21 protein-coding genes and 1 pseudogene are annotated in these 22,498 nt (G+C 60.0%); 5 read left to right on the top strand and 17 right to left on the bottom strand.

Annotated features, from left to right (window positions below):
• The first annotated feature begins 2 nt into the window (after window positions 1-2).
• Window positions 3-665 carry a guanylate kinase gene (gene gmk, locus ACZ9DP_RS28140; RefSeq protein ID WP_074067238.1) on the top strand — a complete coding sequence of 221 codons (663 nt, stop codon included), beginning with the start codon at window positions 3-5 and terminating at the stop codon, window positions 663-665.
• Here gmk and rsmA read toward each other — a convergent pair.
• The 7 genes and pseudogenes from rsmA to ACZ9DP_RS28105 form a co-directional block, all read right to left on the bottom strand.
• On the bottom strand, window positions 662-1,489 hold the full coding sequence (gene rsmA / locus ACZ9DP_RS28135) for a 16S rRNA (adenine(1518)-N(6)/adenine(1519)-N(6))-dimethyltransferase RsmA (RefSeq protein WP_074067240.1): 828 nt from the start codon (window positions 1,487-1,489) through the stop codon (window positions 662-664). The two genes, gmk and rsmA, sit on opposite strands and share 4 nt — an antisense overlap.
• The gene (gene pdxA, locus ACZ9DP_RS28130; protein ID WP_476204217.1) at window positions 1,489-2,511 is read right to left on the bottom strand and encodes a 4-hydroxythreonine-4-phosphate dehydrogenase PdxA; all 1,023 of its coding nucleotides are present in this window, start codon (window positions 2,509-2,511) and stop codon (window positions 1,489-1,491) included. Before pdxA ends, rsmA begins: the two co-directional genes overlap by 1 nt.
• Window positions 2,512-2,516: 5 nt before the next feature.
• On the bottom strand, window positions 2,517-3,467 hold the full coding sequence (locus ACZ9DP_RS28125) for a SurA N-terminal domain-containing protein (RefSeq protein WP_476204216.1): 951 nt from the start codon (window positions 3,465-3,467) through the stop codon (window positions 2,517-2,519).
• Window positions 3,468-3,642: 175 nt separating this feature from the next.
• Window positions 3,643-6,009 carry an LPS-assembly protein LptD gene (locus tag ACZ9DP_RS28120; protein ID WP_476204215.1) on the bottom strand — a complete coding sequence of 789 codons (2,367 nt, stop codon included), beginning with the start codon at window positions 6,007-6,009 and terminating at the stop codon, window positions 3,643-3,645.
• Window positions 6,009-7,097, bottom strand: a complete 1,089-nt coding sequence (gene lptG / locus ACZ9DP_RS28115; protein ID WP_092583163.1) for an LPS export ABC transporter permease LptG — start codon at window positions 7,095-7,097, stop codon at window positions 6,009-6,011. Before lptG ends, ACZ9DP_RS28120 begins: the two co-directional genes overlap by 1 nt.
• Window positions 7,094-8,272, bottom strand: a complete 1,179-nt coding sequence (locus ACZ9DP_RS28110; RefSeq protein WP_074070217.1) for an LptF/LptG family permease — start codon at window positions 8,270-8,272, stop codon at window positions 7,094-7,096. Before ACZ9DP_RS28110 ends, lptG begins: the two co-directional genes overlap by 4 nt.
• Before the next feature lie 87 nt (window positions 8,273-8,359).
• Window positions 8,360-9,146, bottom strand: a pseudogene (locus ACZ9DP_RS28105) (phosphatase PAP2 family protein).
• A 165-nt stretch (window positions 9,147-9,311) separates the two neighbouring features.
• Here ACZ9DP_RS28105 and ACZ9DP_RS28100 point away from each other — a divergent pair.
• Window positions 9,312-10,802 (top strand): leucyl aminopeptidase, encoded by a 1,491-nt coding sequence (locus tag ACZ9DP_RS28100; RefSeq protein ID WP_074070218.1) that lies wholly within the window; start codon window positions 9,312-9,314, stop codon window positions 10,800-10,802.
• A gap of 7 nt (window positions 10,803-10,809) precedes the next feature.
• A complete protein-coding gene (locus ACZ9DP_RS28095; RefSeq protein ID WP_194729350.1) occupies window positions 10,810-11,259 on the top strand; it encodes a DNA polymerase III subunit chi in 450 nt (149 codons plus the stop codon).
• 9 nt (window positions 11,260-11,268) lie between these two features.
• Here ACZ9DP_RS28095 and ACZ9DP_RS28090 read toward each other — a convergent pair whose 3' ends face one another.
• The 3 genes from ACZ9DP_RS28090 to abc-f all read right to left on the bottom strand — a co-directional run bounded on the left by ACZ9DP_RS28090 (window position 11,269) and on the right by abc-f (window position 14,831).
• Complete coding sequence (locus tag ACZ9DP_RS28090; RefSeq protein WP_476204214.1) at window positions 11,269-11,820, bottom strand: GrpB family protein; 552 nt, start codon at window positions 11,818-11,820, stop codon at window positions 11,269-11,271.
• An 83-nt stretch (window positions 11,821-11,903) separates the two neighbouring features.
• Window positions 11,904-12,830, bottom strand: a complete 927-nt coding sequence (locus ACZ9DP_RS28085) for a Gfo/Idh/MocA family protein (protein WP_194729351.1) — start codon at window positions 12,828-12,830, stop codon at window positions 11,904-11,906.
• A gap of 117 nt (window positions 12,831-12,947) precedes the next feature.
• The gene (gene abc-f, locus ACZ9DP_RS28080; RefSeq protein ID WP_476204213.1) at window positions 12,948-14,831 is read right to left on the bottom strand and encodes a ribosomal protection-like ABC-F family protein; all 1,884 of its coding nucleotides are present in this window, start codon (window positions 14,829-14,831) and stop codon (window positions 12,948-12,950) included.
• Between the two features lie 461 nt (window positions 14,832-15,292).
• On the opposite strand from abc-f, the gene ndk reads away from it, so the two are divergent.
• Window positions 15,293-15,715 (top strand): nucleoside-diphosphate kinase, encoded by a 423-nt coding sequence (gene ndk, locus ACZ9DP_RS28075; protein WP_022714709.1) that lies wholly within the window; start codon window positions 15,293-15,295, stop codon window positions 15,713-15,715.
• A 72-nt stretch (window positions 15,716-15,787) separates the two neighbouring features.
• Here the strand turns inward: ndk and ACZ9DP_RS28070 are convergent, their stop codons facing one another.
• The gene (locus ACZ9DP_RS28070; protein WP_476204212.1) at window positions 15,788-16,294 is read right to left on the bottom strand and encodes a hypothetical protein; all 507 of its coding nucleotides are present in this window, start codon (window positions 16,292-16,294) and stop codon (window positions 15,788-15,790) included.
• A complete protein-coding gene (locus ACZ9DP_RS28065; RefSeq protein ID WP_476204211.1) occupies window positions 16,291-16,836 on the bottom strand; it encodes a CGNR zinc finger domain-containing protein in 546 nt (181 codons plus the stop codon). The genes ACZ9DP_RS28070 and ACZ9DP_RS28065 overlap by 4 nt, the downstream gene beginning before the upstream one ends.
• 66 nt (window positions 16,837-16,902) lie before the next feature.
• On the opposite strand from ACZ9DP_RS28065, the gene ACZ9DP_RS28060 reads away from it, so the two are divergent.
• Complete coding sequence (locus ACZ9DP_RS28060; protein ID WP_476204210.1) at window positions 16,903-17,799, top strand: branched-chain amino acid ABC transporter permease; 897 nt, start codon at window positions 16,903-16,905, stop codon at window positions 17,797-17,799.
• Here the strand turns inward: ACZ9DP_RS28060 and ACZ9DP_RS28055 are convergent, their stop codons facing one another.
• The 5 genes from ACZ9DP_RS28055 to ACZ9DP_RS28035 form a co-directional block, all read right to left on the bottom strand.
• Entirely contained in the window at window positions 17,800-18,261 is a 462-nt protein-coding gene (locus ACZ9DP_RS28055) for a molybdenum cofactor biosynthesis protein MoaE (protein ID WP_476204209.1), read from the bottom strand.
• Window positions 18,262-18,523: 262 nt separating this feature from the next.
• A complete protein-coding gene (gene moaD / locus ACZ9DP_RS28050; protein WP_039844473.1) occupies window positions 18,524-18,778 on the bottom strand; it encodes a molybdopterin converting factor subunit 1 in 255 nt (84 codons plus the stop codon).
• Entirely contained in the window at window positions 18,775-19,365 is a 591-nt protein-coding gene (gene pgsA, locus ACZ9DP_RS28045; RefSeq protein ID WP_022714716.1) for a CDP-diacylglycerol--glycerol-3-phosphate 3-phosphatidyltransferase, read from the bottom strand. Before pgsA ends, moaD begins: the two co-directional genes overlap by 4 nt.
• A gap of 110 nt (window positions 19,366-19,475) precedes the next feature.
• Entirely contained in the window at window positions 19,476-21,515 is a 2,040-nt protein-coding gene (gene uvrC / locus ACZ9DP_RS28040) for an excinuclease ABC subunit UvrC (protein WP_476204207.1), read from the bottom strand.
• Window positions 21,512-22,279 (bottom strand): SDR family oxidoreductase, encoded by a 768-nt coding sequence (locus ACZ9DP_RS28035; RefSeq protein ID WP_476204206.1) that lies wholly within the window; start codon window positions 22,277-22,279, stop codon window positions 21,512-21,514. The genes uvrC and ACZ9DP_RS28035 overlap by 4 nt, the downstream gene beginning before the upstream one ends.
• Between the last annotated feature and the right edge of the window lie 219 nt (window positions 22,280-22,498).

Here is a 22,498-nt window from a genome sequence, read left to right as displayed (position 1 = left end):
ACATGAAACCGGCGAAAGCCTCGCCCGTTCCGATCGCTCGCCGCGGTCTGATGCTCGTCATCTCGTCGCCCTCGGGCGCGGGAAAGTCGACGATTGCGCGGACGCTGCTTGCGCAGGATAGCCAGATCGGCCTCTCAGTCAGCGTGACGACCCGCCAGCGGCGCCCGAGCGAGGTCGAGGGCATTCACTACCACTTCAAGAGCATCCGCGAATTCGAGCGACTGCGCGATTCCGATGCGCTGTTGGAATGGGCTGAAGTGCACGGCAATTTCTACGGCACGCCGCGCGAACCGGTGGAAGCAGCGATGGCCGAAGGCCGCGACATGCTTTTCGACATCGATTGGCAGGGCGCCCAGCAGCTGCAGGAAAAGATGTCGGCAGATGTCGTATCCATCTTCGTGCTGCCGCCGACGATGACCGAGTTGCAATCACGGCTTCACCGCCGTGCGGAAGATTCGGAAGAGGTCATCGCAAAGCGGCTTGCCAATTCGCGCGCCGAAATCGCCCATTGGCGGGAATATGACTATGTCATCGTCAACGACGATCTCGATACTGCCTTCGACGCCGTGCAGTCGATCGTGAAGGCCGAGCGCCTGCGCCGCGACCGGCGGCACGGCATCTACGATTTCGTCACCAAACTGCTGGAAGAGACGCCGGTCCTTTAAAGCGAATTCGCGAGCAGGCAGAATTCCTCGACGGATAGCGTTTCGGCGCGGCGCTGCGAGTCTATACCCACCTTGTTGAGCAGATTCTCGCCGCCGAGCGGCTTGAGGCTCTGGCGAAGCATCTTGCGCCGCTGACCGAAGGCCGCATGTGTTACTCTTTCAAGATTGGCGACGGCGCAGGGGATGGGGTTTGCCTTCGGCGTCAGATGCACCACCGTCGACGTCACCTTCGGAGGCGGCGTGAAGGCTTGCGGTGATACGTCGAAAGCCATGCGGGCATCGGCGCGCCAGCCGCAGAGTACGCCGAGGCGGCCATAGTGGTCGTCATCCTGTTCGGCGACGATGCGCTCGCCGACTTCTTTCTGGAACATCAGCGTCAAGGATTCCCAAAATGGCGGCCACTCTTTTGGCAGCAGCCAATTTACCAGCAGTTGCGTGCCGACATTGTACGGAAGATTGGCGATGATCTTGACGGGTCCCCCAGGCGCCAGCGCCTCGAAATCGGTCTTCAGCGCATCGCCGCCCATGACCTCGAGCCTGCCAGGATAATGAGCGGATATTTCCGCCAGTGCTGGCAGGCAGCGCGGATCACGCTCGACGGCAATCACCTTCTTCGCACCCAGCGCCAGGATGGCGCGCGTCAGCCCGCCTGGTCCAGGTCCCACTTCGAAGACGGTGCAGCCTTCCAGCGATCCTGCCGTGCGGGCGACTTTCTGCGTCAGGTTGAGATCGAGAAGGAAGTTTTGCCCGAGCGCCTTGCGCGCATCAAGGCCGTGACGCTGGATCACGTCGCGAAGCGGCGGCAGACCATCGAGCGCAGCCATCAGCGGTGTTCCGCGGGACGACTGAGATGGGCTGCAAGCTTGAGGGCGGCAATCAGGCTCTTTTCGCGCGCGATGCCCTTGCCGGCAATGCCGAAAGCTGTGCCATGATCCGGCGATGTCCGCACGAAAGGCAGGCCGAGCGTCACATTGACGGAATCGTCGAAGCCGAGCGCCTTGACCGGGATCAGGGCCTGATCGTGATACATGCAGACCGCGACATCATACCGGGCGCGAGCCTCGTCGTGGAACATGGTATCGGCGGGCAGGGGGCCGATCGCGTCGATGCCCTCGGAGCGCAGAAGCTGTATGGCGGGATGAATGATGTCTTCGTCCTCGCGCCCCATCGTTCCGTTTTCGCCGGCATGCGGATTGAGACCGGCGACGGCAAGGCGCGGCCTTTCGATGCCGAAGCGGTGCCTGAGATCGGAATGCGCGATACGGCAGGTCTCTGCGATCAATTCACCGCTCAAAGCCTGCGGCACGTCCTTGATTGGGATGTGAATGGTAACCGGTATCGCCCGCAACTTCGGTCCGGCAAGCATCATCACCGGCCTGACCGGATTGCCGGTCGCGCGGCTCGCGAGATCAGCAAGGAATTCGGTGTGGCCGGGAAACTTGAAGCCGGCCTCGTAAAGAACAGCTTTGGCGATGGGATTGGTGACGACGCCCTCTGCCTCGCCCTTGACGACCAGCGATACGGCCGTTTCGATCGCGGCGATCGTACCCGCTGCAGTCGCGACATGCGGCTCGCCGGCTGCCACCTCGACGCCCGCAGGAACAGGCAGGACGGGGAGAGCATCGGCAAAGACATCCGCGGCCGTTGCGGCGTTCGCTTCGGCTATCGCGACGGAAAGATCGAGCTGGCGTGCTCTTACCGCCAGCACGTCAGGATCGCCGATCAGAAAGAAGGGCGGCAGGCCGAGCTCATGCCGCCTCAGCCAGGCCATCAAGGTTATGTCCGGGCCGATGCCGGCCGGATCGCCTTGCGTCAGCGCAAGCGGGCGCGAATACGGGGTAGCCACGGCGGTCAGCGATAGATGATCTGCGCCTTCTTGCGCAGCTCTTCGAGATATTTGGTAGCGTTTTCGTTTTCCGGGGCGCTCTTGCCAGCCTTGGCCTTGTCGAGATCCTCCTGGCGGAACACGATCTCAGCGGCGGTGTCGTCGGATACCTCGCGCTGGCTGCAGATTGCAAGATATTCCACGCCCTTTTCTGTCACGCGGGTTGCCGTAGTATTGCCCTTGGCCTGCTCGATCAACGGCTTCCACTCGACCGGAAGCTCCGGTGCCAGCACGCGGCCGAGTTCGCGGACCGATACGTCACGCATCGTTGCTGCAAAGACCTTTGCCTGTTCGCAGCCTGGATATTTCGAACGGGAGGCTTCGGCCTCGCTCTTGCGTTTGCCCGTAATGCCTTTCTTCGATTGCGGCACCACGAAGATGATCTGCTGAAGCATATATTCGGTCGTGACCGGCTTCTGCTTATTGTTTTCCATCATGCGGCTGACAAGGTCGCTGCTCGACATGCGGGCGCTCGACCCGTAGCGCGCATTGACGACGCGCGGCCAGCTCATTTGCACGGCAATATACTGCTTGAAGTGATCGGCCCCGACCCCGGCCTGAGTGAGAATTTGCGTAAGCTGCTCGGTGGAGAGCTTGTTTCCGGACGCAAAACGCACAAAGGACGCATCGACTTCATCCTTGGAGACGGACATGCGCACACGCGAGATTTCCTGACGTTTCAGGGTCTCGTCAACGAGCGATTCTTCCGCCGTCTTCGCATCGGCCTTCTGGTGCTGGAGACGAAGAAATGCCTGGCGCCTTGCGACATCGCCCGTGGTCAGTGCCACCCCGTTGACGACGGCCTTGACTTCGCTGGCTGCAAATGCGGAACCGCTTTGTGGCTGAGCAAGCGCCGCGAGCACACAGAACGCAGCGCCGGCAAACAGAGTCGTGACAGTCATTCTCGCGCCAATCATGTGTCGATCCTTCCCATAGACGCTGCGGCAGCACGTGCGCGTGAACACAGCTTTACCGAGGTCGAAGCCGCCTCCAAGCGACATTCCTATGCCTCATAACCCGATTGACGGCAATGTCCTGCATAGTGTTGCGGCGAAAGAAAGGCTCGCTTTCTTTCGCCGTCCAATATCGCAATCAATTATTGTAGATATTCTTTTCGATATCGTCAGAATATCCGACGTTGACATCGCCGAGCGTGCGGAACGTAAGTCTGGCGCCAATGCTCCAGTCGCTTGCCGACTCGTCGCTTGTATCGCGTTTTGAAGTATAGGCGATCGTGAAGATCGTGCATTCGTCTTCATAGGAGAGGCCGAGCGTCTTCCTGCTGATGACGTCGTTGTTGAGATCCCACGCAATGCCGCCGAAGACGGACCAGTAGTCCCTGAACTTGACCGTTGCCTTGCTCTGGATTTCATCACCGCCTTCGGCGGACCCGTAATCCGGCTGAGGCGAAATGTGGGTGTAAAGAAGCTGGCTCTGGAATGTATCGGTCTGGAACCCGGCCGTCAGATCGCCACGGCGAAAAGAGAGATCCTTCTCGTCCAGACGGTACGAGGCGGCGAGGGAAAGGCCCTGCGGCGTCTCGATGCCGCCCAGCCCGACATAGTCGGAACGGTCGGTCTCAAGACCCGAATTCGCCCCCGCATTCACGAGATCGTCCGTGGCAAACGAGTTCTGGCCGGCAAGATGATAGGACTGGCCGAAAATGCCGTGAAGTTTGTAGCCGTTGTCGAAGGTGCCGGTGTACTGGAAGCCGATATTGGCACGCGTGCCGCCCTCGATGCGATCGTAACCCGAGAACTTGTCGCGCTCGAAGAGCGACGTCGCGTCGAAGACGAAGCTCTGCGCGTCCTCGTTGGGCAGGGCGCCCGCCAGAGACTCATCGGGACGGGCGTAGATTTGGGCGATCGGCTCGAAGACATGCGTGCTGTTGGCCGTCGTCATCAGAATCGGATAGCGCGCTTCCAGGCCGGCGGTGATCATCCCGCGCGTTGCGCCATCACCGTTTTCGAAGTCGCCGTCGTATACGGACGTCCCGCTGATGGAGTTGGGATCGTCCACATTCAGCGCCAGTGCATCGCCGCGCGCGGCGAGCAGAGGCGTGATGAGTACGCCCTGCGGCGTCACGAAAGTTCGCTTCCACTCGAGTTCCCCGGTCAGACGCGATGTCTGCCCCTTCAATGAGAAGCGATCATCACCTACGGGGTTGTCGAAGAAACTGTCATGCGTGCGCGAAATATTCGTGAAGTTGACGTCGAGCGACAATTCGCCGCCGGCCAGCGGCTGCGGAGCCACGGCATGATAGTCTATCACGGGATAGACGATCGCCTGCTGCTTTTCTTCCTCGCTATGCGGGTCGGAGTCCTGAACGTCGAAGTAGAACGATCTGATGTCGAAGTAATTCCGCTTCCCGAGGCCGGTCAGGTAGACTTGGTTGACATGGGTTGTCTCGTTGAACCCTCTGAGTTCGTAGGTACGCGAGAAGTTATTATCGCTCTGCACCATGACATCCCAGCCGAATGCCCAGCGGGGATTGATCTTGAACTCCGCCTTGGATCCGATCATTCCGCGGTCATCGGCCTCCTGGTCGCTTGTTCCCTCGGTGAAGCTCTCCGGGCGCATCTGGTTGATGCCCGCTACGCGCAGGGTATGCGTGCCGTTCTCGAAACGCTGCCGGAACTCCGCGTCGAGCAGGAAGCCCTGATTCGTGTAGCCGGTGCCGCTGACCGTCAGGTCCATGCTGGGCGAGAAGACATAGTAGTAGGGAACGGTAACGCCGAATCCGAGATTTTCCGATGTACTGAAACTCGGAAACAGAAAGCCGGACTTCCTCTTGACCGTCTGGTCCGGGACCTCGATCCAGGGGAGGAAGGCGATCGGATGGCCGAGCAATTCGAAGCGTGCCTTCTCCAGCCGGATGGTATGTTTTTCGCCATTCTGAATGACGCGCTCGGCCTTGACTTGCCAGAAAGGCGGTCGTTCCGGCCGTTCGGCGCAGGGAAGGCATGCGGTGTAGACGCCCTTGTTGAGGATCATCAGATTGTCGTTGACGCGCTCACCGCTTTCGGCCGCGATGCGCGTGTTGTCCGTGGTCTCGATACGCAACGCATTGACGAAGCCTTCGGCGAAGTCGTCGGTCACATCGAGCTTGTCGGAATACATGCGGTTGCCGTCGGGGCTGATCAGCTCGATATTGCCGACCGCCATCATGCGGCCCGTCTTCTGGTTGTATTCCACGCGCTGGGCCACCATTCTGTAGCCCGCATAGTTGATCTGGACGCCCCCGACTGCGGAGACGATCTGCTGGTCCCTGTTGTAGACGAGCTCGTTGGCCGAAAGCATCATTTTCGCTTCGGGATCGATCTTCGGCTGCAGCCTCTGCAACGTCGAATTCTCCTGCGCGAACACAGCAGGAATGCTTCCAGAATAGCCAAGCAGAGTCGCCCCTGCGAGCAGGGCAACCAACTGTTTACTAAAAGTCTTGCGGTCGCCTGCCGCCACTAGCCGTCCTCCTGATGAAGCAGAATCGTTGCGCCCAGAGCCAGCGCGACGACTACCGGAATCCACGCCGCCACGAAAGGCGGTACGACTCCGCTGCTTCCAAATGCTTTTACAAGCACGTTGACGACATAAAGCACGAAGCCCGAAAGGATTCCACCCAGAATCACCGACCTCGACTGGTTGAACCGGCTAAATTTTAAAGACACTGTTGCAGCAATGAGAGTCATCGCGACAAGCAGCAGTGGTTGAGACAGCAATGAGTGAAATTGCGTCTCCAGCGCCTTCGTCGGAACACCGAAGGATTTTGCAATTGCTATTCGATTGGAAAGGTCAAAAAAAGCAATGGTTTCAGGCGATGTCAGGCGCTCCTGGACGAAGTCTTGTTTCAAATTGGTGCGAAGCTGGACCGTATCCTTGCGGACCGCGATTTCGCCCGGCCGGCGCTCGGTAACGTTCTTAAGGAGCCAGTAACCATCTTCCAATTTTGCGGAAGCTGCGTCCTGGCGCAGAATCACGCGGCCGTCCGAATCGAAGTGGATCAAAACGGCATCGATCAGCAGCGTTCCGTTCTCCTGAATCGTACGAGCGCCGATGATGACGTCGTCCTTTCCGCTGATCTGGCGCAGCCAGGGAACCTGCGGCTTACTGCTTGTGGCCTTCTCCTGGCCGCGCCAATCGGTCTCCACCAGTGCCGCCTGACGCTGGCCCCAGGCCGCGAGCGGATTGATGACTGCCATCGTCAGGATGCCGAGCAGGAAGGCACCGGCGATGAAGGGCGACATGAACTGCCATACCGAGATGCCGGCTGCGCGCGCCACCACGAGTTCATACTTGCGGTTCAACCCGATCAACACCGTCATTCCGACAAAGAGCGCAATGAACGGAACGGTCTGCTGGATGATGAGCGGCAGTCGGACGGCCGTCATCAACAGGCCACCGGCTACGGTATAGCCCGGAAGCCCGGACATTCGGCCTGCCGTCTCGCTGAAATCGATCAGAAAGACAATCGAGATGATTCCAAGGAAGAACCAGATCGTTATCGCAAGATAGCGGCGGAAGAAGTAGCGTCCCAAGGTGCCGAAGATCATGCGCTGCCTCCGGGCGTCTTTCCGAGCGCAGAAGGCAGTCGCCGCTCGATTCTGTGCCAGATGCCGGCGGCACGTTCGCCCACGGCGGCCGGAATCGAAAGGCGCTTATGCATATTGAGGAAGCCGCTCGCCGCGACGCCGGCCACGACCGGAATCGCATACAGCACGCCGATGTAAAACGGATTGGTGTCGATCTGGTTCGCGGCGTAGAACGACGCCCAGCGCAGCGCAAAGGAAAAGGTCAAAGCCGTGACCATCGGGTGCAGGCGCGCCTCGCGATGCGAACGCGCGTCACCGGCGATCGCCAGCGAAATCAGCGCCAAAACGAAAGGCAGAACCCAGTCCGTCAGCCGTCTGTGAAGTTCGGCGCGGTATGATTGCGGCCTGGAGATGTAATCCTTGTCGGCCGGATCCGGATTGAGCAGGAAGCCCAGGTCGCGGTCGCTGGCGCGGAGCGTCGCCTGTCCGCGGTTCTGCGTCAGATCGGAGAGATCGAAAGAATAGGAGTCGAATTTGATAATCGAGACGTTGCCGTCGCGGGCTTTGCGCTGAACCTCGCCGTCGCGCATGATGAGCGATGTTCCCGTATCGTCGACGGCGCCCTCGCGCGCATAATAGATCATGTCGAAGGCAGGATCGCGCTCGTCGACGACGAACAGGCCCCTCAGCACGCGGCCGGCCAGCCGCTCCGAAATCTGCACATAGAGACCCTCATCGATCCTGCGGAAGTTCTTTTCTTCTATGACGGTGGACAGAAGATCGGCATAGGCCGCCGCAATCATCTGTCGCGCACCGGTCTTTGCCTTCGGCTCGACGACGTTGTCGACGAAGAAGGAGAACGCGCTGATGACAGCCGCAAGCAGCAGGATCGGCCGGACGATGATGTTCCGCTTGGCGCCGGCCGCATCGATAACGGTCAGCTCCGAATCGTTGTTCATCGTTGTCAGCGTCTGGGTGACGCCGATCACAAGGGCGAAGGGCAAGACGACAGGAATAATCGACGGCAGAATCAGCGTCGCAAGCTTGGCGAACGAGCCGATCGACTGACCGCTATCGGTGACCAGGTTGATGCGCTGCAGGACCTGGGTCGTCCATATGATCGCGAGCACCGGCAGCAGCGCTACGAGAAACATCTGGCCGACGCGCCGCAATATGTAGATTTCAAGTAGTTTCATGCCTGCCCTTGAAACGCACCTGCGAAGCGGAAGCATCGCAGCAGGAACCATCTAAGCTCTTTGCTGCGCTTTTGCGACAAGCAGGTGTCAAAATTTCATGCAAAATTCAGAATTTTTTGGCCCGTGTGATGAATTCGGTACTCGCATAGACACCGGCAAAAACGACAATCGCCAATAGCCAGCCGAGTACGATATCGGAAAGGAAGTGCGCGCCGAAGGAAAGCCGCATCAGCGGCGTGAGGATAGAGATCGCCAAAATCGGCAGGAATAGTCCGGTTCGTGCCGGCTGCGGTATCAGCATGACGAGGCAGAGCAGCCAGCCGGCGCTTGCCGCTTCTCCGGAGACAAACGAGCAGTTCGAAATGCACTTTCCGGCAAGCGATCCCGCCTGCACGAAATCGAGGGTACCGCCGAAATTGAGGGTCTCGATCGGCCGCGGGCGGCCCCAATGCTCCTTGAGGATGACGTTCGCGATCAGGCCGGGTCCGAGCAGCAGCGATGCCAGAGCGACCTTGAGATTTCGGGCCCGAAGCGCGTTGAACGTTGCACCGTGAGGCCAGTAGCACGCGATCAGCATGGCGAGTTGAACAGCCGCCACAACATACGGCAGCCGGAAGAAGATCGTTCTGAGCGTGTCCAGAAAGGCTGTCTGACGGGAGGGGAAACGTCCGCAAACCTGTGCCGCTGCGTCCGAGGTTTTGCAGGTATCGACGAGAAAGAAATGCCACGACGCTACAATGTCGACATGCGGGAAGGTATGGAATATCAGAAGCAGCGCCCACCACAGACAGAAGAGGCCGATGAAAGAACCTGCCGCGCTGGGCGGGAAGCGAACTTGGGAGCCTGATAATTTGTCTGCAAGACTAGCGGTCACGTCAGGGCATTCTTCTCGTGGTTTTCGGCGCCGTTTCAAGCACAGTTGCTTTTTGACTCGGTATCGCGGATTTGTCCATGGCCTCCCGATCAAGCCTTGTTTTCGGCGCTGAAACCCGAAATTATCGCCGCCGGTTGGATTCTGCAGAATCCGAATGGAGAAAACATGGCAGCCAAATTCGATATCTCATTTTCAAAGTCGGCCAAGATCAGCGGCGGACTGACCATACTGTTGAAGGCAAGCGACGCCGATTTGGCTGCGGGAGCTGAAATCGCCGACCCGGCCGGTGTCATCGCCAGGGCCGCGAAAATTGCCAAATTCTCGGCAAAACCGGTGAGTACGCTTGATCTTGTCGCCCCCGAAGGCTCGCCGGCCGAACGCGTCATCGTGGTTGGTCTCGGCAAAGCCGAAGAACTGACGGCGCATGACTGGCTGAAGGCTGGCGGTACGGCTGCCTCGAAGATCAAGGGAGCCGAGAAGGCGACGGTCTTCATCGACGCGCCAGGCGTTGGCGTCGATGCCAGGGCCGGGGCCGATTTCGCGCTCGGCATGCTGCTGCGGGGCTACAGCTTCGACACCTACAAGACGAAGAAGACCGATGACGAGGACAAGGCGAGCGGCAAGGCCAAGGTTACTATCATTACCGCCGATGCGGCAGGCGCAAGGAAGGCCTTTGCCGATGCCGAAACTGTCGCCGATGGCGTCAATCTGGCGCGCGATCTCGTGAACGAACCGCCGAACGTCCTTGGCCCCGTCGAGTTCGCCGCGAAGGTAAGGGAACTGGAAAAGCTCGGTGTCGAGGTCGAAATCCTGACGGAGCGCGAGATGAAGCGCCTCGGCATGGGCGCGCTGCTCGGCGTCGCCCAGGGTTCCGTCCGTCCGCCGCGCCTTGCCATCATGCAGTGGAAGGGCGGAAAGGCCAAGGAGCGTCCCGTCGCCTTCATTGGCAAGGGCGTCGTCTTCGATACAGGCGGCATCTCGATCAAGCCGGCAGCGGGCATGGAAGACATGAAGGGCGATATGGGCGGTGCGGCGGCCGTTACCGGCCTCATGCATGTTCTTGCGGCGCGCAAGGCGGCCGTCAACGCGGTCGGCATCATCGGCCTTGTCGAGAACATGCCGGACGGCAATGCCCAACGCCCGGGTGATATCGTCACCTCGATGTCCGGCCAGACGATCGAGGTTATCAACACCGATGCCGAGGGCCGTCTCGTGCTCTGCGATGCGCTTTGGTACTGCAACGACCGCTTCAAGCCGCAGTTCATGGTCAACCTTGCGACGCTGACAGGCGCTGTCGTCGTGGCGCTCGGTAGCGTCTATGCCGGACTGTTTTCGAACGACGACGCGCTTGCCGGCCAGTTGACGGAGGCCGGCTTCTCCACAAGCGAGAAGGTCTGGCGCATGCCGCTCGGCAAGGAATACGACAAGATGATCGACAGCAAGTTCGCCGACATGAAAAACACCGGCGGCCGCTATGCAGGTTCGATCACGGCGGCGCATTTCCTCAAGCGCTTCGTGCAGGACACCCGCTGGGCGCACCTCGATATCGCGGGCACCGCGATGGGGTCGCCGCTGGATGAGATCAACCAGTCCTGGGGCTCCGGCTTCGGCGTCCGCCTGCTGGATCGCCTGGTGCGCGACCACTACGAAGCCTGATCGCGCAATGACGGAAGTCCTGTTCTATCATCTGACCGAATCCAAGCTGGAGGACGCGCTGCCGCCGCTCGTCGACAAGAGCGTGGGGCGCGGCTGGCGTGTCGCGATCCAGGTGAAGGAAACGGCTCGAAGGGATGCGCTCGACGCGCATCTGTGGACTTTCCGCGAAGACAGCTTTTTGCCGCACGGTACGGACGAGGCTGAATTCGCCGAAGACCAGCCCGTCCTGTTGACGGCATCGGCCGGAAACGCCAACGCTGCGACCGTGCGTTTCGTCGTCGACGGCGCCGAACCGCCGTCGGTGGACACCTATGAGCGCATCGTCTTCATGTTCGACGGATACGACCAGGAGCAGCTCGAAGCCGCGCGGGCCCAGTGGAAGAGGCTGAAGGGCGAGGGGCACAGCCTCACCTATTGGCAGCAGACGCCGGAGGGACGCTGGGAGAAGAAGGCCTGACCGCCAAGGTCAGGCAAGACCGCCGTCCGTCACGACCTTGTCGATGAAAGCCTTCTTCGACGCGGTGTAAGCGGCGCGATTTTGGGCATATTTCCGCGCAAGATCGATCTTCAGCTCTTCATAGGCTTGGACGAGAATGGGATCGCTCCGAAGCCTATCGCGGAAAAGAATGTTCCGCTTCCAATTGTGACCCTGATACTCGACGATATGGGCGAGGTGCGTGCGCGTCTCGCCCTTGATGCCGCGGCCGAAGATGTAGTCGTCGGGCACGATATCGGCTCCAGCATAATCGTAGCCGATCTGTTCCATCGGGCCGATAAAGGTCGCCCCGTCTTCGAAACGTCTGACGCCGATCAGAATGTCGATTATCGGTTTTGCTTTGATCGCCGGGATGGCGGTGCTGCCAAAATGCTGGATGTCGAGCGCCAGAGATCCGAGCGCACCTCGGATTCTAGCCTCTTCCAGCGCATAGGCTTCCCGCCATCTCTCGTCGGGAGCGGCGAGCGTGACGGTCAGATGCCGCACGCCCAACCCAAAAGATTCGTCTTGCTCCTGATGCATGGTATTGGACGTCCTTGGCGAGGGTCGATCTTGCCACTCTAACATTCAACGGTAGCACTGGCAGCCGGCCGACGATCCGTCGGTCAGTCGTGGAATGCTTCCACGAACTTCCGCTTGCCGAGCATGAAGGCGTCGGCCACGTGACGTAGCGGTGCGAGGTCGACATCCGACTTGCCTGCCTTGATGATCTCTGCGAAGCGCCGGTAGAGCGCCGGATATTCCTCTTCCGGAGCGGAGAATTTCAGTTCGCCGTTGACGGAAAGCTTCGATCCGCCTTCCGCAAGCTCCATCTTGCCGGCTGCCGTCTCGGCAATGATGTCCCAACTCTGTTTGCCGGTTTGGCGCCAGTCGAATTCGCCGTGAACCGGGACATCGTCGGCATTCTTGAAATGCATGTCGGCCGCAATCGGCGCGTCGCGGTTTTCCGGAAACTCCAGCGTGGCGCTCGTCAGGAAGATCGCCCTCGGCAGGATATGGGTGACGATTGACAGCGCATTGATACCCGGATCGAAAACGCCGAGCCCGCCCGGCTGCCAAATCCAGTCCTGATTCGGATGCCAGTGGCGCACGTCCTCCTTCCAGATGACGTGGACGCTTTCGATCTTCGTCGAGGCGAGGAAGGCCTTCGCGGCCTCGACCGCAGCCGCATAGCGCGAATGCCAGCTTGCAAAAAGCGAGACGCCTCTTTCGGCGGCCAGCGCTTCAAGGTCGGCGACCTCGCTCAGGGTCGCGCCCGGCGGCTTTTCGAGGAAGACGTGCTTGCCGGCAGAAAGCGCCTTATGGGCTGCCTCGTAGCGATATTGCGGCGGCATGCAAAGCGACACGGCGTCGATATCAGGCACGGCGTCGAGCATGGCCTCGATGCTTGTGAAGCTCTGGATGCCGTCGACGCTGCCGTGGCGGCTTGCCGTCGCGATAAGCTTGAAATCCGGATTCTTGGCGATCGAGGGGAGGTGCTGGTCGCGGACGATCTTGCCGACGCCGACGATGGCGAGGTTGATGGGTGACATGGCTGAAGCTCGCGTTCGGTGTTTCGCTCAAAAGTATGATTTATTGGGCGGTGTTTTATCAGAATGTTACCGCCGGGCAAGCGGCCTTGTCACGTGCAGATCGAAAAGGCGCGACACTCAGCCCGCCATGGCGTCCTCATATTCGGCAGAAAGCTCCAGCCACTGTTCTTCGGCGGCTGCGAGCTTTGCGGCTGCCTCGCCACGCTGCTTGGCTTTCTCGCTGGCCTTTGCCGGCGCCTTTTCGTAGATCGCCGGATCGGCAAGCTCCGCATCGAGCTCCTGAATCTGTTTCTCCAGCTTTGCCGTCAAAGACTCGATTTCATTGATCTTTTTCCTGAGCGGCGCGAGCGAGGCGCGCTTGCCGGCATTCGCCTTGCGCTGCTCCGCCTTGGAGGAGGGCTCTTCGCTCAGATCAGGCCTTTCGTCTTTTTTTTTGCCCGAAGAGACGACGAGATTGCGGTATTCCTCCATATCGCCCTCGAAATTCGAAACCGTGCCGTTGTTGACCAGCCAGAGACGGTCGACCGTCGCCTCGATGAGATGGCGGTCGTGCGAAATGAGGATGACGGCGCCATCGTAGTCGTTAAGCGCTTCTATCAAAGCGCGGCGGCTGTCGATGTCCAGGTGGTTGGTCGGCTCGTCGAGAATGAGAAGGTTCGGCGCGTGGAATGCAGCAAGCCCCATCAGCAGGCGGGCCTTCTCGCCGCCAGAAAGATCCTTGGCGGCGGTCGACATCTTTTCCGTCGAAAGCCCCATCTGCGCCACGCGGGCGCGGACCTTGGCCTCGGGCGCTGCGGGCATCAGGCGGCGCACATGCTCGACCGGCGACTCGTTGGGGACGAGATCGTCGAGTTGGTGCTGGGCGAAAAAGCCGATCTTCAGGCTCGGTGCGAGTTTGATGTCGCCGCTTTCGGCCGAAAGTCGGCCGGCGATGAATTTTGCGAAGGTCGATTTGCCGTTGCCGTTGGAGCCGAGCAGCGCGATGCGGTCGTCGTTGTCGATGCGAAGGCTGATGTTTTTGAGGATCGGCTTGCCCGATTCGTAACCGACGGCACCGCTCTGGATGGCGACGATCGGCGATGCCGGCTGCTTTTCCGGTTCCGGGAAAGTGATCGGCTGCACATGATTTTCGATCACCGCGGCGACCGTGCCCATGCGTTCCAGCGCCTTGACGCGGCTCTGCGCCTGGCGCGCCTTGGAGGCCTTTGCCTTGAAGCGGTCGATGAAACTCTGCAGATGTTTGCGCGCGGCCTCGTTCTTGGCCTTCGCTTTCGTCTGCAATTCGTCGGCTTCCGCCTTCTGCCGCTCGAACTGGTCGTAGCCGCCGCGGTAGAAGGTCAGCTTCTTCTGGTCGAGATGGACGATCGAATTGACGGCATTGTTCAGAAGGTCGCGGTCATGGCTGATGATGATGACCGTGTGCGGATAGCGCCGCACATAGTCTTCCAGCCAGAGCGTACCTTCGAGGTCGAGATAGTTCGTCGGCTCGTCGAGAAGCAGCAGATCGGGTTCGGCAAAGAGCACTGAGGCAAGGGCCACGCGCATGCGCCAGCCGCCGGAGAAGGCCGAGGCCGGGCGCTGCTGGGCATCCTGGTCGAAGCCGAGGCCGGCAAGAATGCTTGCCGCCCGCGCCTCTGCCGAATGCGCATCGATATCGACAAGGCGCATCTGGATTTCCGCAATCCGGTGCGCATCGGTCGCGATCTCGGATTCGACAAGCAGCGCGGCGCGCTCCTTGTCGGCGGACAGCACGATCTTGATCAGTGAATCTTCCGTGCCCGGTGCTTCCTGCGCCACCTGGCCGATGCGGGCGTTCTTCGGTATGGAAACTGAGCCCGTTTCTGCGCCGAGATCGCCGGTGATGATCCTGAAAAGCGTAGATTTGCCCGCGCCGTTCCGCCCCACAAGGCCAGCCTTCGTGCCCGCCGGAAGCGTCACGCTGGCATTGTCGAGGAGAAGGCGCCCGGCGATGCGGGCAGAAATGTCGGTAATCGTGATCATGCGCGGCGTTTTGGCCGAAAGCCGCGATCAAGGCAAGACCATGGCGGCAACCTCGTGAATGTCGATCCGAGATACACGTCCGTGACCTGCTCCCGAATGCGGGGTCGAGGGACAAGGGAAACCGCGAAAACCAAGCGAAGTTCCTCTGCCTCTCCTGCCGACAGGCAGACCATGCCGACGTCAACGCGGCGGTCAACATCCTGGCGGCCGGAACACGGCCATCGAAGGCGGTTAAACCCGTCTCCCGAGAACGCGAAAGGGCGACCTGAGCCGCCCCTGAAAATCTCCGTCCTTTCGGGCGGGGAAGATGTCAAGAGTTGGTTCGAGCGCTGCCTTGATCTGTATGAAGGCAGGGGCCGCACTATGACAACGGCGTGAAATTGCCGCGTCCCCCTTGTTTTCGGGGCTAGGGGCGGATAAAGACCGCCCACTTTTCCCGCTAAACCAGAGGATTTGACCCAATGGCGATTGAACGCACCTTTTCGATGATCAAGCCGGACGCAACGAAGCGCAACCTGACGGGCGCTATCACCAAGATGCTGGAAGATGCGGGCCTGCGCGTCGTTGCTTCCAAGCGCGTTTGGATGAGCAAGCGTGAAGCTGAAGGCTTCTACGCCGTTCACAAGGAGCGTCCGTTCTTCGGCGAACTCGTCGACACCATGACCTCCGGCCCGACCGTCGTGCAGGTTCTCGAAGGCGAAAACGCAATCCTCAAGAACCGCGAAATCATGGGTGCGACGAACCCGGCAAACGCTGACGAAGGCACGATCCGCAAGGTGCACGCCCTTTCGATCGGCGAAAACTCCGTTCACGGCTCCGACGCTCCGGAAACGGCTGCGCAGGAAATCAAATACTGGTTCTCCGACACCGAAATCGTCGGCTGAATCGGAATTTCAGCCGAGAGGCTGAAGCCTTTGAAATGTTTCTGAAAGCCGGTGCTTCGCTCCGGCTTTTCGTTATGCGGCAGGGCACTTGTCTGTATTGCTGAAGTCCGTCGTTCCGTCCGGCTTGAAGACATCCGGGTTCTGCGTATAGAGCGGCCCGACGACCAGCGGCTTGCTCGGCAGGATCGATTGATCGACGTCCGAGACCAGTTGTGTCTTCAACTCCTGCAGCGTCGCCCCCTCGGCATCGACGAGACGGATCTTTACGGAATAAGGCCTATCCTTGCGGATGCAGTGTACTTTTGGGCTCTGGAGGGTGATCTTGTCCCAGGCCGGATAGATCTTCTCGGTGAGCACAATTGGGTCGCCGCCGGCCGGGTTCTCGAATTCCGCGATCGCCACCGCGCCATCGGGAATGGATGCAGTCTTCTTCAATGTGACGAGGTAGGTCGCGCTTGCGACGCGGTAGTTGAACACGAAAATATGGCCGCTCACTTCGACCATCTTCTCCATCTCGCGCTGGCAGCCGGCGAGCAGCGCGGCGCTCAGCGCCAGCGCCGTGATAACCTTGATCTTCATGTCGCGTCCTCTTTCTTCCGGCGGTAGTGCCGGCTTGCCTTGGCGCGGTTGCCGCAGACGCCCATGTCGCACCAGGCACGGCTTTTGTTCTTGCTGCGGTCTATGAACAGCCAGCCGCAATTGCGGCAGATCTTCAAGCGCTCCGGATCAGGCATCGCGATCAGGCGAAGCACCGAATGCGCGGTCGCGGCGTCGAGCCCGTTGGGCCGGGCGTTGCGGAGGGTTACGGCAAGTTTTCCAAGCAGGTCCGCGAGGAGTCGATCGTCATTGCCTGTCAAAACCTGTTGCCGGAAATAGCGGTCCGTCGCCTCGCGCAGCGCGATGAAATTCCGCCTGTCTTCTGGCGCCACCGGCAGAACTTCCCTGAAAAGTGCGCGCTCGGCGCAGAATTCCGCAGCCGCATGCGGAAAGCTCGCGAACTGTTCATCCGCCGCAAAGCGGTCGATGCTGCGCGCTATATCATGACGCAGAATGACGCTGTTGGCGACATCCAGCGCCAGCGCGCCGCCAGAGAAACGATGTGCGGTCCAGGCAAAGATCATAAGGAAAATATAACTGGTAAAATAGGTTTTGCCAGTTATTATTTGCAGAGGATCCGGAGTTTCCTGATGGGTTATCTATTGCAGCAGCTGGCAAACGCGGTGCCGTTGGCAGCGCTCTACGCGGCGCTTGCCTTTGGCTATGCGCTTGCCTTCGGCGTCACCAAGCGCGCCGATATCACCTATGGTGCGGTCTTCGCTTTCGCGGGACAGATCCTGCTGCTGTTCACCGATTTCGCCTATAACCGCCTCTGGCTTGTCCTGCCCGCATCGCTCGCGATCGGCGCCGTCATGTCTTTCGTCTATTCGCTCGGCGCCGGCTTCTGGATCGGCCGCTCCGTCATGCAGCCGCTCGTGCGACGCTCACCGAATACGGTCATCGTCGCAGCCCTCGGCGTGACCATCCTGCTCATGGAGACGGCGCGGTTGGCTTCCGATACGCGGGAGCTCTGGCTCTCGCCCTTCCTCAACCGCACCGTCGTTTTCTGGAGCGACGCATCCTTCAAGGTGACGCTGACCTATATCCAGCTTATCAATACCGGGCTGATGTGTGCGCTGATCGCGGTCGGCGGCCTGGTGCTGCGCCGCAGCGCCTGGGGTCGCGTCTGGCGCGCAGTGACGGACGATCCGCTCGCCGCTGAACTCTGCGGCGTCAGCTCAATCCGCGTGTTCCTCGCTGCCTATGTGGCCGCCGTCTTCATCGCCACCTGCTGTGGCATCCTGACGACCTTCTATTATGGTTCGATGGATTTCGGTGCGGGTCTGCTCTTCGGCCTCAAGGTGCTGATGATCTCCGCTGCCGGCGGCTATTCCGATCCGCTGAAATCCGCAGGCGGTGCAGCAGGCATCGGTTTTGCCGAAACCCTCTGGACCGCCTACGGCCCGTTCCTCTGGCGGGATTTCGTCATCTTCTCGCTGCTCGTCTTCCTGCTGGTGCTGAGCCGGCGCGAGCGCGCCATTCCGTGACTACTTCCACTTGTCGCGCGCAGCGTCGTCTGCGTCCTTGGCAGAGACCCAATCGCCTGCCGAGCCATCCGTGCCATGTTCCCTCTTCCAGAAGGGCGCGGAGGTCTTCAGATAATCCATGACGAAGTTCGTGCCGTCGAATGCCGCCTGCCTGTGCGGCGCCGCGGCAATCACCAGCACGATATTTTCCCTTGCGGTGATTCTTCCGAAGCGGTGGATGGCGGTGAGCCCAATCAGGCCAAAACGCTCGATCGCCAAATCGGCGATGCGCGTCATCTCCGCCTCGGCCATGCCCGGATAATGTTCCAGTTCCAGCGCTGCCAATGTGCCGCCTTCGTCGCGGCAGAGGCCGGAGAATGTCACGATCGCTCCAACGCCGGGCGCGGCCTTTTTCAGCCGGTCGACTTCAGTCTGCATGTCGAAATCTTCGCGCTGGACGCGGATGGTGGGGGCTGGGCTCACGTCATGCTTCCCCTTTGCTGATGTACGATGACCTCAAAACGCACTCCCTCATCGCTGTGCTTGTCACAGGCAGCGGGTGCGCCCAACGCCTTGGGAGCGAAAGAAGTTCTTGCAAGACAAAGAGAGTCATTCACGGCGTGGACGCGCTGTGGCTCGATTCCGGTGACAAGCACAGGAATGAGGGAGAAGCGTGGGGCAGCCGTCTCCATAGGCAGTGTTTCCATTTGTCTTCTCGGAAACGCGAGCGTGCGTCCGTCATCCGTCACCCGCCCGTCATCGGCGGAAAAATCCCGATCTCCCGGGCATTGCCGACCGGTTCGTCGTGTTCGGCGTGTTCCTGATCGAGCGCCACGCGGATGACGTTTTCGTATTGAAGCGCCGTTTCGTATTCTTCGCCCAGGGTCTTCAAGTGACCGAGAAGATCGGCAACGGTGACGACGGAGGCGGGAAGGGCGATGTCTTCCTCACTCTTGCCGATCCGTTCCCGCACCCAGGCAAAATAGACAAGACGCGTCATTCTTCGTCATCCACGATATGCTTCAAGCCGGCGCGGAAATAGTCATAGCCGGTATATATGGTCAAAATGGCCGCGATCCAAAGCAGGCCGATGCCGATCTGCGTCGTATAGGGAAAAATCTCGTCGCCCGCAGGACCGGCAAGCAGGAAGGCGATAGCCACCAGTTGCAGCGTCGTTTTCCATTTGGCGATCCGTGTGACGGGAACGCTGACCTTGAGGGCGGCGAGATATTCCCGCAGTCCCGAAACGAGGATTTCGCGGCACAGGATGGTGATTGCCGCCCAGATCGACCAGCCGGCGATTGTCTGATCCGCGGCAACCAGGAGCAGGATCGAGGCGACCAGGAGCTTGTCGGCGATCGGGTCGAGCATGCGGCCGATATTCGAAGTCTGGTTCCAGATGCGCGCCAGATAGCCGTCCAGGAAATCGGTGAGAGAAGCGATGATGAATATCCAAAGGGCGACCCATCGCGCCGTGTTGCTGATCGCAAGCCGTCCCTCGACAAAGAAGCACAGGACGATCAGCGGTACCGCGAGAATGCGGCCGTAGGTCAGCAAATTGGGAATATTATACGCGCGCGATGCCATGAAACCGTTCTCTGAATTTATGTGCTTGTAGATGACGGGTTTGACCGCAAGCCGTCAACATTCTTTCTGTTTTTCTGCCGCCTTTGCGTGGAATTTGCGACCGTAGCCGCCTATTTCGCGGCATCGTCGTGAAAATGGTTATAGACCTGCTTTGCGACCGTTTCGGAAATGCCCTCGACTGCCATGAGATCGGAAAGCGCTGCCCGCGAAACGGCCTTTGCGGTGCCGAAATGCTGCAGCAGCGCCCGCTTGCGCGACGGGCCGATGCCGCCGATCTCGTCGAGCGGGTTCTTCACCATCTCCTTCTTGCGTCGCGCGCGATGCGAGCCGATGGCGAAGCGGTGGGCTTCGTCCCGCATGCGCTGGATGAAATAGAGCACGGGATCGCGTGGCGGCAACGTAAAGCTTTCGCGCCCCGGCGGGAAGAAACGCTCGCGCCCCGCATCGCGGTCGACGCCCTTGGCAACGCCGATGGCAATGACGCTGTCCGAGATGGCGAGTTCCTCGAGGATGGCGCGCACCGCCGTCATCTGACCCTGGCCACCGTCGATCAGGATCACGTCCGGCCAAACAGGGAAAGGCAGATCGGCGGCCTCAGCGCTCGATACCGTCTGCGTCCGGTCCGGAATGCCTTCCTCCTTGATGAGCCGCGAAAAGCGCCGGGTCATCACCTCGCGCATCATGCCGAAGTCGTCTCCGGGCGTGATGTCGGTCGATTTGATGTTGAACTTGCGGTACTGGCTCTTCACGAAGCCTTCTGGCCCCGCCACGACCATGCCGCCCACGGCATTCGTGCCCATGATATGCGAGTTGTCGTAGATCTCGATCCGCTGCGGCGCATAGGGTAGACCGAACGTTTCCTTGAAGCCCTCGAGCAGGCGCGATTGCGAAGCAGTCTCGGCGAGCTTGCGGCCATGTGCCTCGCGGGCATTGGCAACGACATGGTCGACTAGATCGCGCTTTTCGCCGCGCTGCGGCACCAGGATCGAAACCTTGTGCCCGGTCTTTTCGCCGAGCGCTGCCGCCAGCAGCGCCATTTCCTCGACGGTTTCCGACAGCATGATCTGCTTCGGCACCGGCTTGTCGTCATAGAACTGCGCGAGGAAGGCATTCAGAACCTCGGCGCCCGAAAGCTGCGGGTCGGCCTTTGGGAAATAGGCGCGATTGCCCCAGTTCTGGCCGGTGCGAAAGAAGAAGACCTGGATGCAGGAAATCCCGCCCTCGTGGTGGATCGCAAAGACATCCGCCTCCTCGACGCCTGCCGGATTGATGCCCTGATGGCTCTGGACGTGCGACAGCGCGGCAAGGCGATCGCGATAGATCGCCGCACGCTCGAAATCGAGATCTTCGGCGGCGGCGTTCATTTCCTGCGCCATGTGCGCCTTCACCTTCTGGCTTTTGCCGGAAAGGAAATCCTTCGCCTCCTGCACCAGTTGCGCATAGCCTTCGTCGCTGATCTCCCTGGTGCAGGGGCCAGAACAGCGCTTGATTTGATAAAGCAGGCAGGGGCGCGTGCGCGTCTCGAAAACGCTGTCCGTGCAGGTGCGGATCAGGAAGGCGCGCTGCAGCGAATTGATCGTGCGGCCGACTGCGCCGGCGGAAGCGAAGGGACCGAAATAATCGCCCTTGCGGGCGCGGGCGCCGCGATGCTTGAAGATCGAGGGGGCGCGATGATCGCCGGTGATGAGGATATAGGGAAACGACTTGTCGTCGCGCAAAAGCACGTTAAAGCGCGGCCGCAAGCGCTTGATCAGATTCGCTTCCAGGAGCAGCGCCTCGGTCTCCGTGCGCGTCGTCACGAATTCCATATGCGAGGTCAGGCGGACCATCTGCGCGATGCGGTTGGAATGGACCCGGCCCATCGCATAGTTGCCGACGCGCTTCTTGAGGCTGCGCGCTTTGCCGACATAGAGCACGTCGCCATCGGCATTAAACATGCGGTAGACGCCGGGGCTGTTCGGCAGCCGCTTGACGAATTCGCCGATCAGTTCCGCGCCGGCAAGCCCGCTCTCGTTGCCGCCGCCTTCATTCCAGTCGATCGCAGCCGGAAGCGGCGAGGCGGAAAGGTCGCTTTCCACCTCGATATCGTCTTCGTTTTCATCGGTTTCATCATAAAGAACACCGCCATCGGGCAGCTTCTTGGCATTCATTCCTTGATCTCCAGCACATCTGGCGTCTGCCACGCGAGATGCTGGCCGCCGTCGAGTGCAATCATCTGACCCGTGATCGAAGGCGTCTCGAACAGAAAACGAATCGTCCGGCCGAATTCCTCCAACGCAGGTCCTTGCTTCAAGATAAGGGCTGCGACCTGCGCTTGGAAGTCTTCCTGCAACTGCCGTTCGCTTGGCATCGAGGGGCCAGGCCCAATGGCGTTGACACGAATCTTCGGAGCAAGCGCCTGCGCCATCGTCTGTGTTGCGGTCCAAAGCGCCGACTTCGACAGGGTGTAGGAATAGAAGCTCGGCCGCAGCGCCCAGACGCGTTGGTCGATGACATTGACAATGAGGCCAGTGGACTTTTCCGGTAGCTGGGCGGCGAATTGGGCGGCGAGGATCGACGGCGCCCGGACATGCACGGCGAAATGCTCGTCCCAGACACCGGCATCCATCTTTCGCACCGAATCTTCGCGGAAGACGGAGGCATTGTTGACGAGCAGATCGATGGGACCAAGCCGGTCTGCGGCCCTTTTTACCAGGGCTTCCGTCTCGTTTATTTTCGTGAGGTCGCCTTGCACTGCGACGGCGTATTTGCCTTTTTGCCGCAATTCCGCCGCAACCGCCTCCGCCTCGTCGATCGAGCTATTGGCATGAATGGCAACGGAAAAGCCGTTTTCCGCCAAATCCTCGACTATCGCCCGGCCTATTCTCTTGGCAGCCCCGGTTATGAGCGAGGCCTTAAGTCTTTTCTCGTTCAAAAGCGTGCCTTCTGGTCCCTCGAGTCTAAGTGCGTTTCTATATAGGGGCAGGCACAGACTATATAAATAGGGTGTCACGATTGCCTTTGTGGCAGACCTATTCTATGTATTATTTGAGAAATAAATTTCTTAGAATAAGTATTGACAATTTAACCCATCGTTATGGTTAACAAATATTCTGTTGCTCTATAGCAACATCAAATTTCAGCCGCTTCGCTG

This window comes from Rhizobium sp. USDA 4016 (genome assembly GCF_056279705.1).
Note: the sequence above shows the minus strand (reverse complement) of the source record. Positions and strands in the feature narration are given on the sequence as shown.

Coding starts and splice junctions, on each gene's coding strand:
- gmk (WP_074067238.1), top strand. CDS start 3: ATGAAACCGGCGAAAGCCTCGCCCGTTCCGATCGCTCGCCGCGGTCTG.
- rsmA (WP_074067240.1), bottom strand. CDS start 1,489: ATGGCTGCGCTCGATGGTCTGCCGCCGCTTCGCGACGTGATCCAGCGT.
- ACZ9DP_RS28125 (WP_476204216.1), bottom strand. CDS start 3,467: ATGATTGGCGCGAGAATGACTGTCACGACTCTGTTTGCCGGCGCTGCG.
- lptG (WP_092583163.1), bottom strand. CDS start 7,097: ATGATCTTCGGCACCTTGGGACGCTACTTCTTCCGCCGCTATCTTGCG.
- ACZ9DP_RS28110 (WP_074070217.1), bottom strand. CDS start 8,272: ATGAAACTACTTGAAATCTACATATTGCGGCGCGTCGGCCAGATGTTT.
- ACZ9DP_RS28100 (WP_074070218.1), top strand. CDS start 9,312: ATGGCAGCCAAATTCGATATCTCATTTTCAAAGTCGGCCAAGATCAGC.
- ACZ9DP_RS28095 (WP_194729350.1), top strand. CDS start 10,810: ATGACGGAAGTCCTGTTCTATCATCTGACCGAATCCAAGCTGGAGGAC.
- ACZ9DP_RS28090 (WP_476204214.1), bottom strand. CDS start 11,820: ATGCATCAGGAGCAAGACGAATCTTTTGGGTTGGGCGTGCGGCATCTG.
- ACZ9DP_RS28085 (WP_194729351.1), bottom strand. CDS start 12,830: ATGTCACCCATCAACCTCGCCATCGTCGGCGTCGGCAAGATCGTCCGC.
- abc-f (WP_476204213.1), bottom strand. CDS start 14,831: ATGATCACGATTACCGACATTTCTGCCCGCATCGCCGGGCGCCTTCTC.
- ndk (WP_022714709.1), top strand. CDS start 15,293: ATGGCGATTGAACGCACCTTTTCGATGATCAAGCCGGACGCAACGAAG.
- ACZ9DP_RS28070 (WP_476204212.1), bottom strand. CDS start 16,294: ATGAAGATCAAGGTTATCACGGCGCTGGCGCTGAGCGCCGCGCTGCTC.
- ACZ9DP_RS28065 (WP_476204211.1), bottom strand. CDS start 16,836: ATGATCTTTGCCTGGACCGCACATCGTTTCTCTGGCGGCGCGCTGGCG.
- ACZ9DP_RS28060 (WP_476204210.1), top strand. CDS start 16,903: ATGGGTTATCTATTGCAGCAGCTGGCAAACGCGGTGCCGTTGGCAGCG.
- moaD (WP_039844473.1), bottom strand. CDS start 18,778: ATGACGCGTCTTGTCTATTTTGCCTGGGTGCGGGAACGGATCGGCAAG.
- pgsA (WP_022714716.1), bottom strand. CDS start 19,365: ATGGCATCGCGCGCGTATAATATTCCCAATTTGCTGACCTACGGCCGC.
- uvrC (WP_476204207.1), bottom strand. CDS start 21,515: ATGAATGCCAAGAAGCTGCCCGATGGCGGTGTTCTTTATGATGAAACC.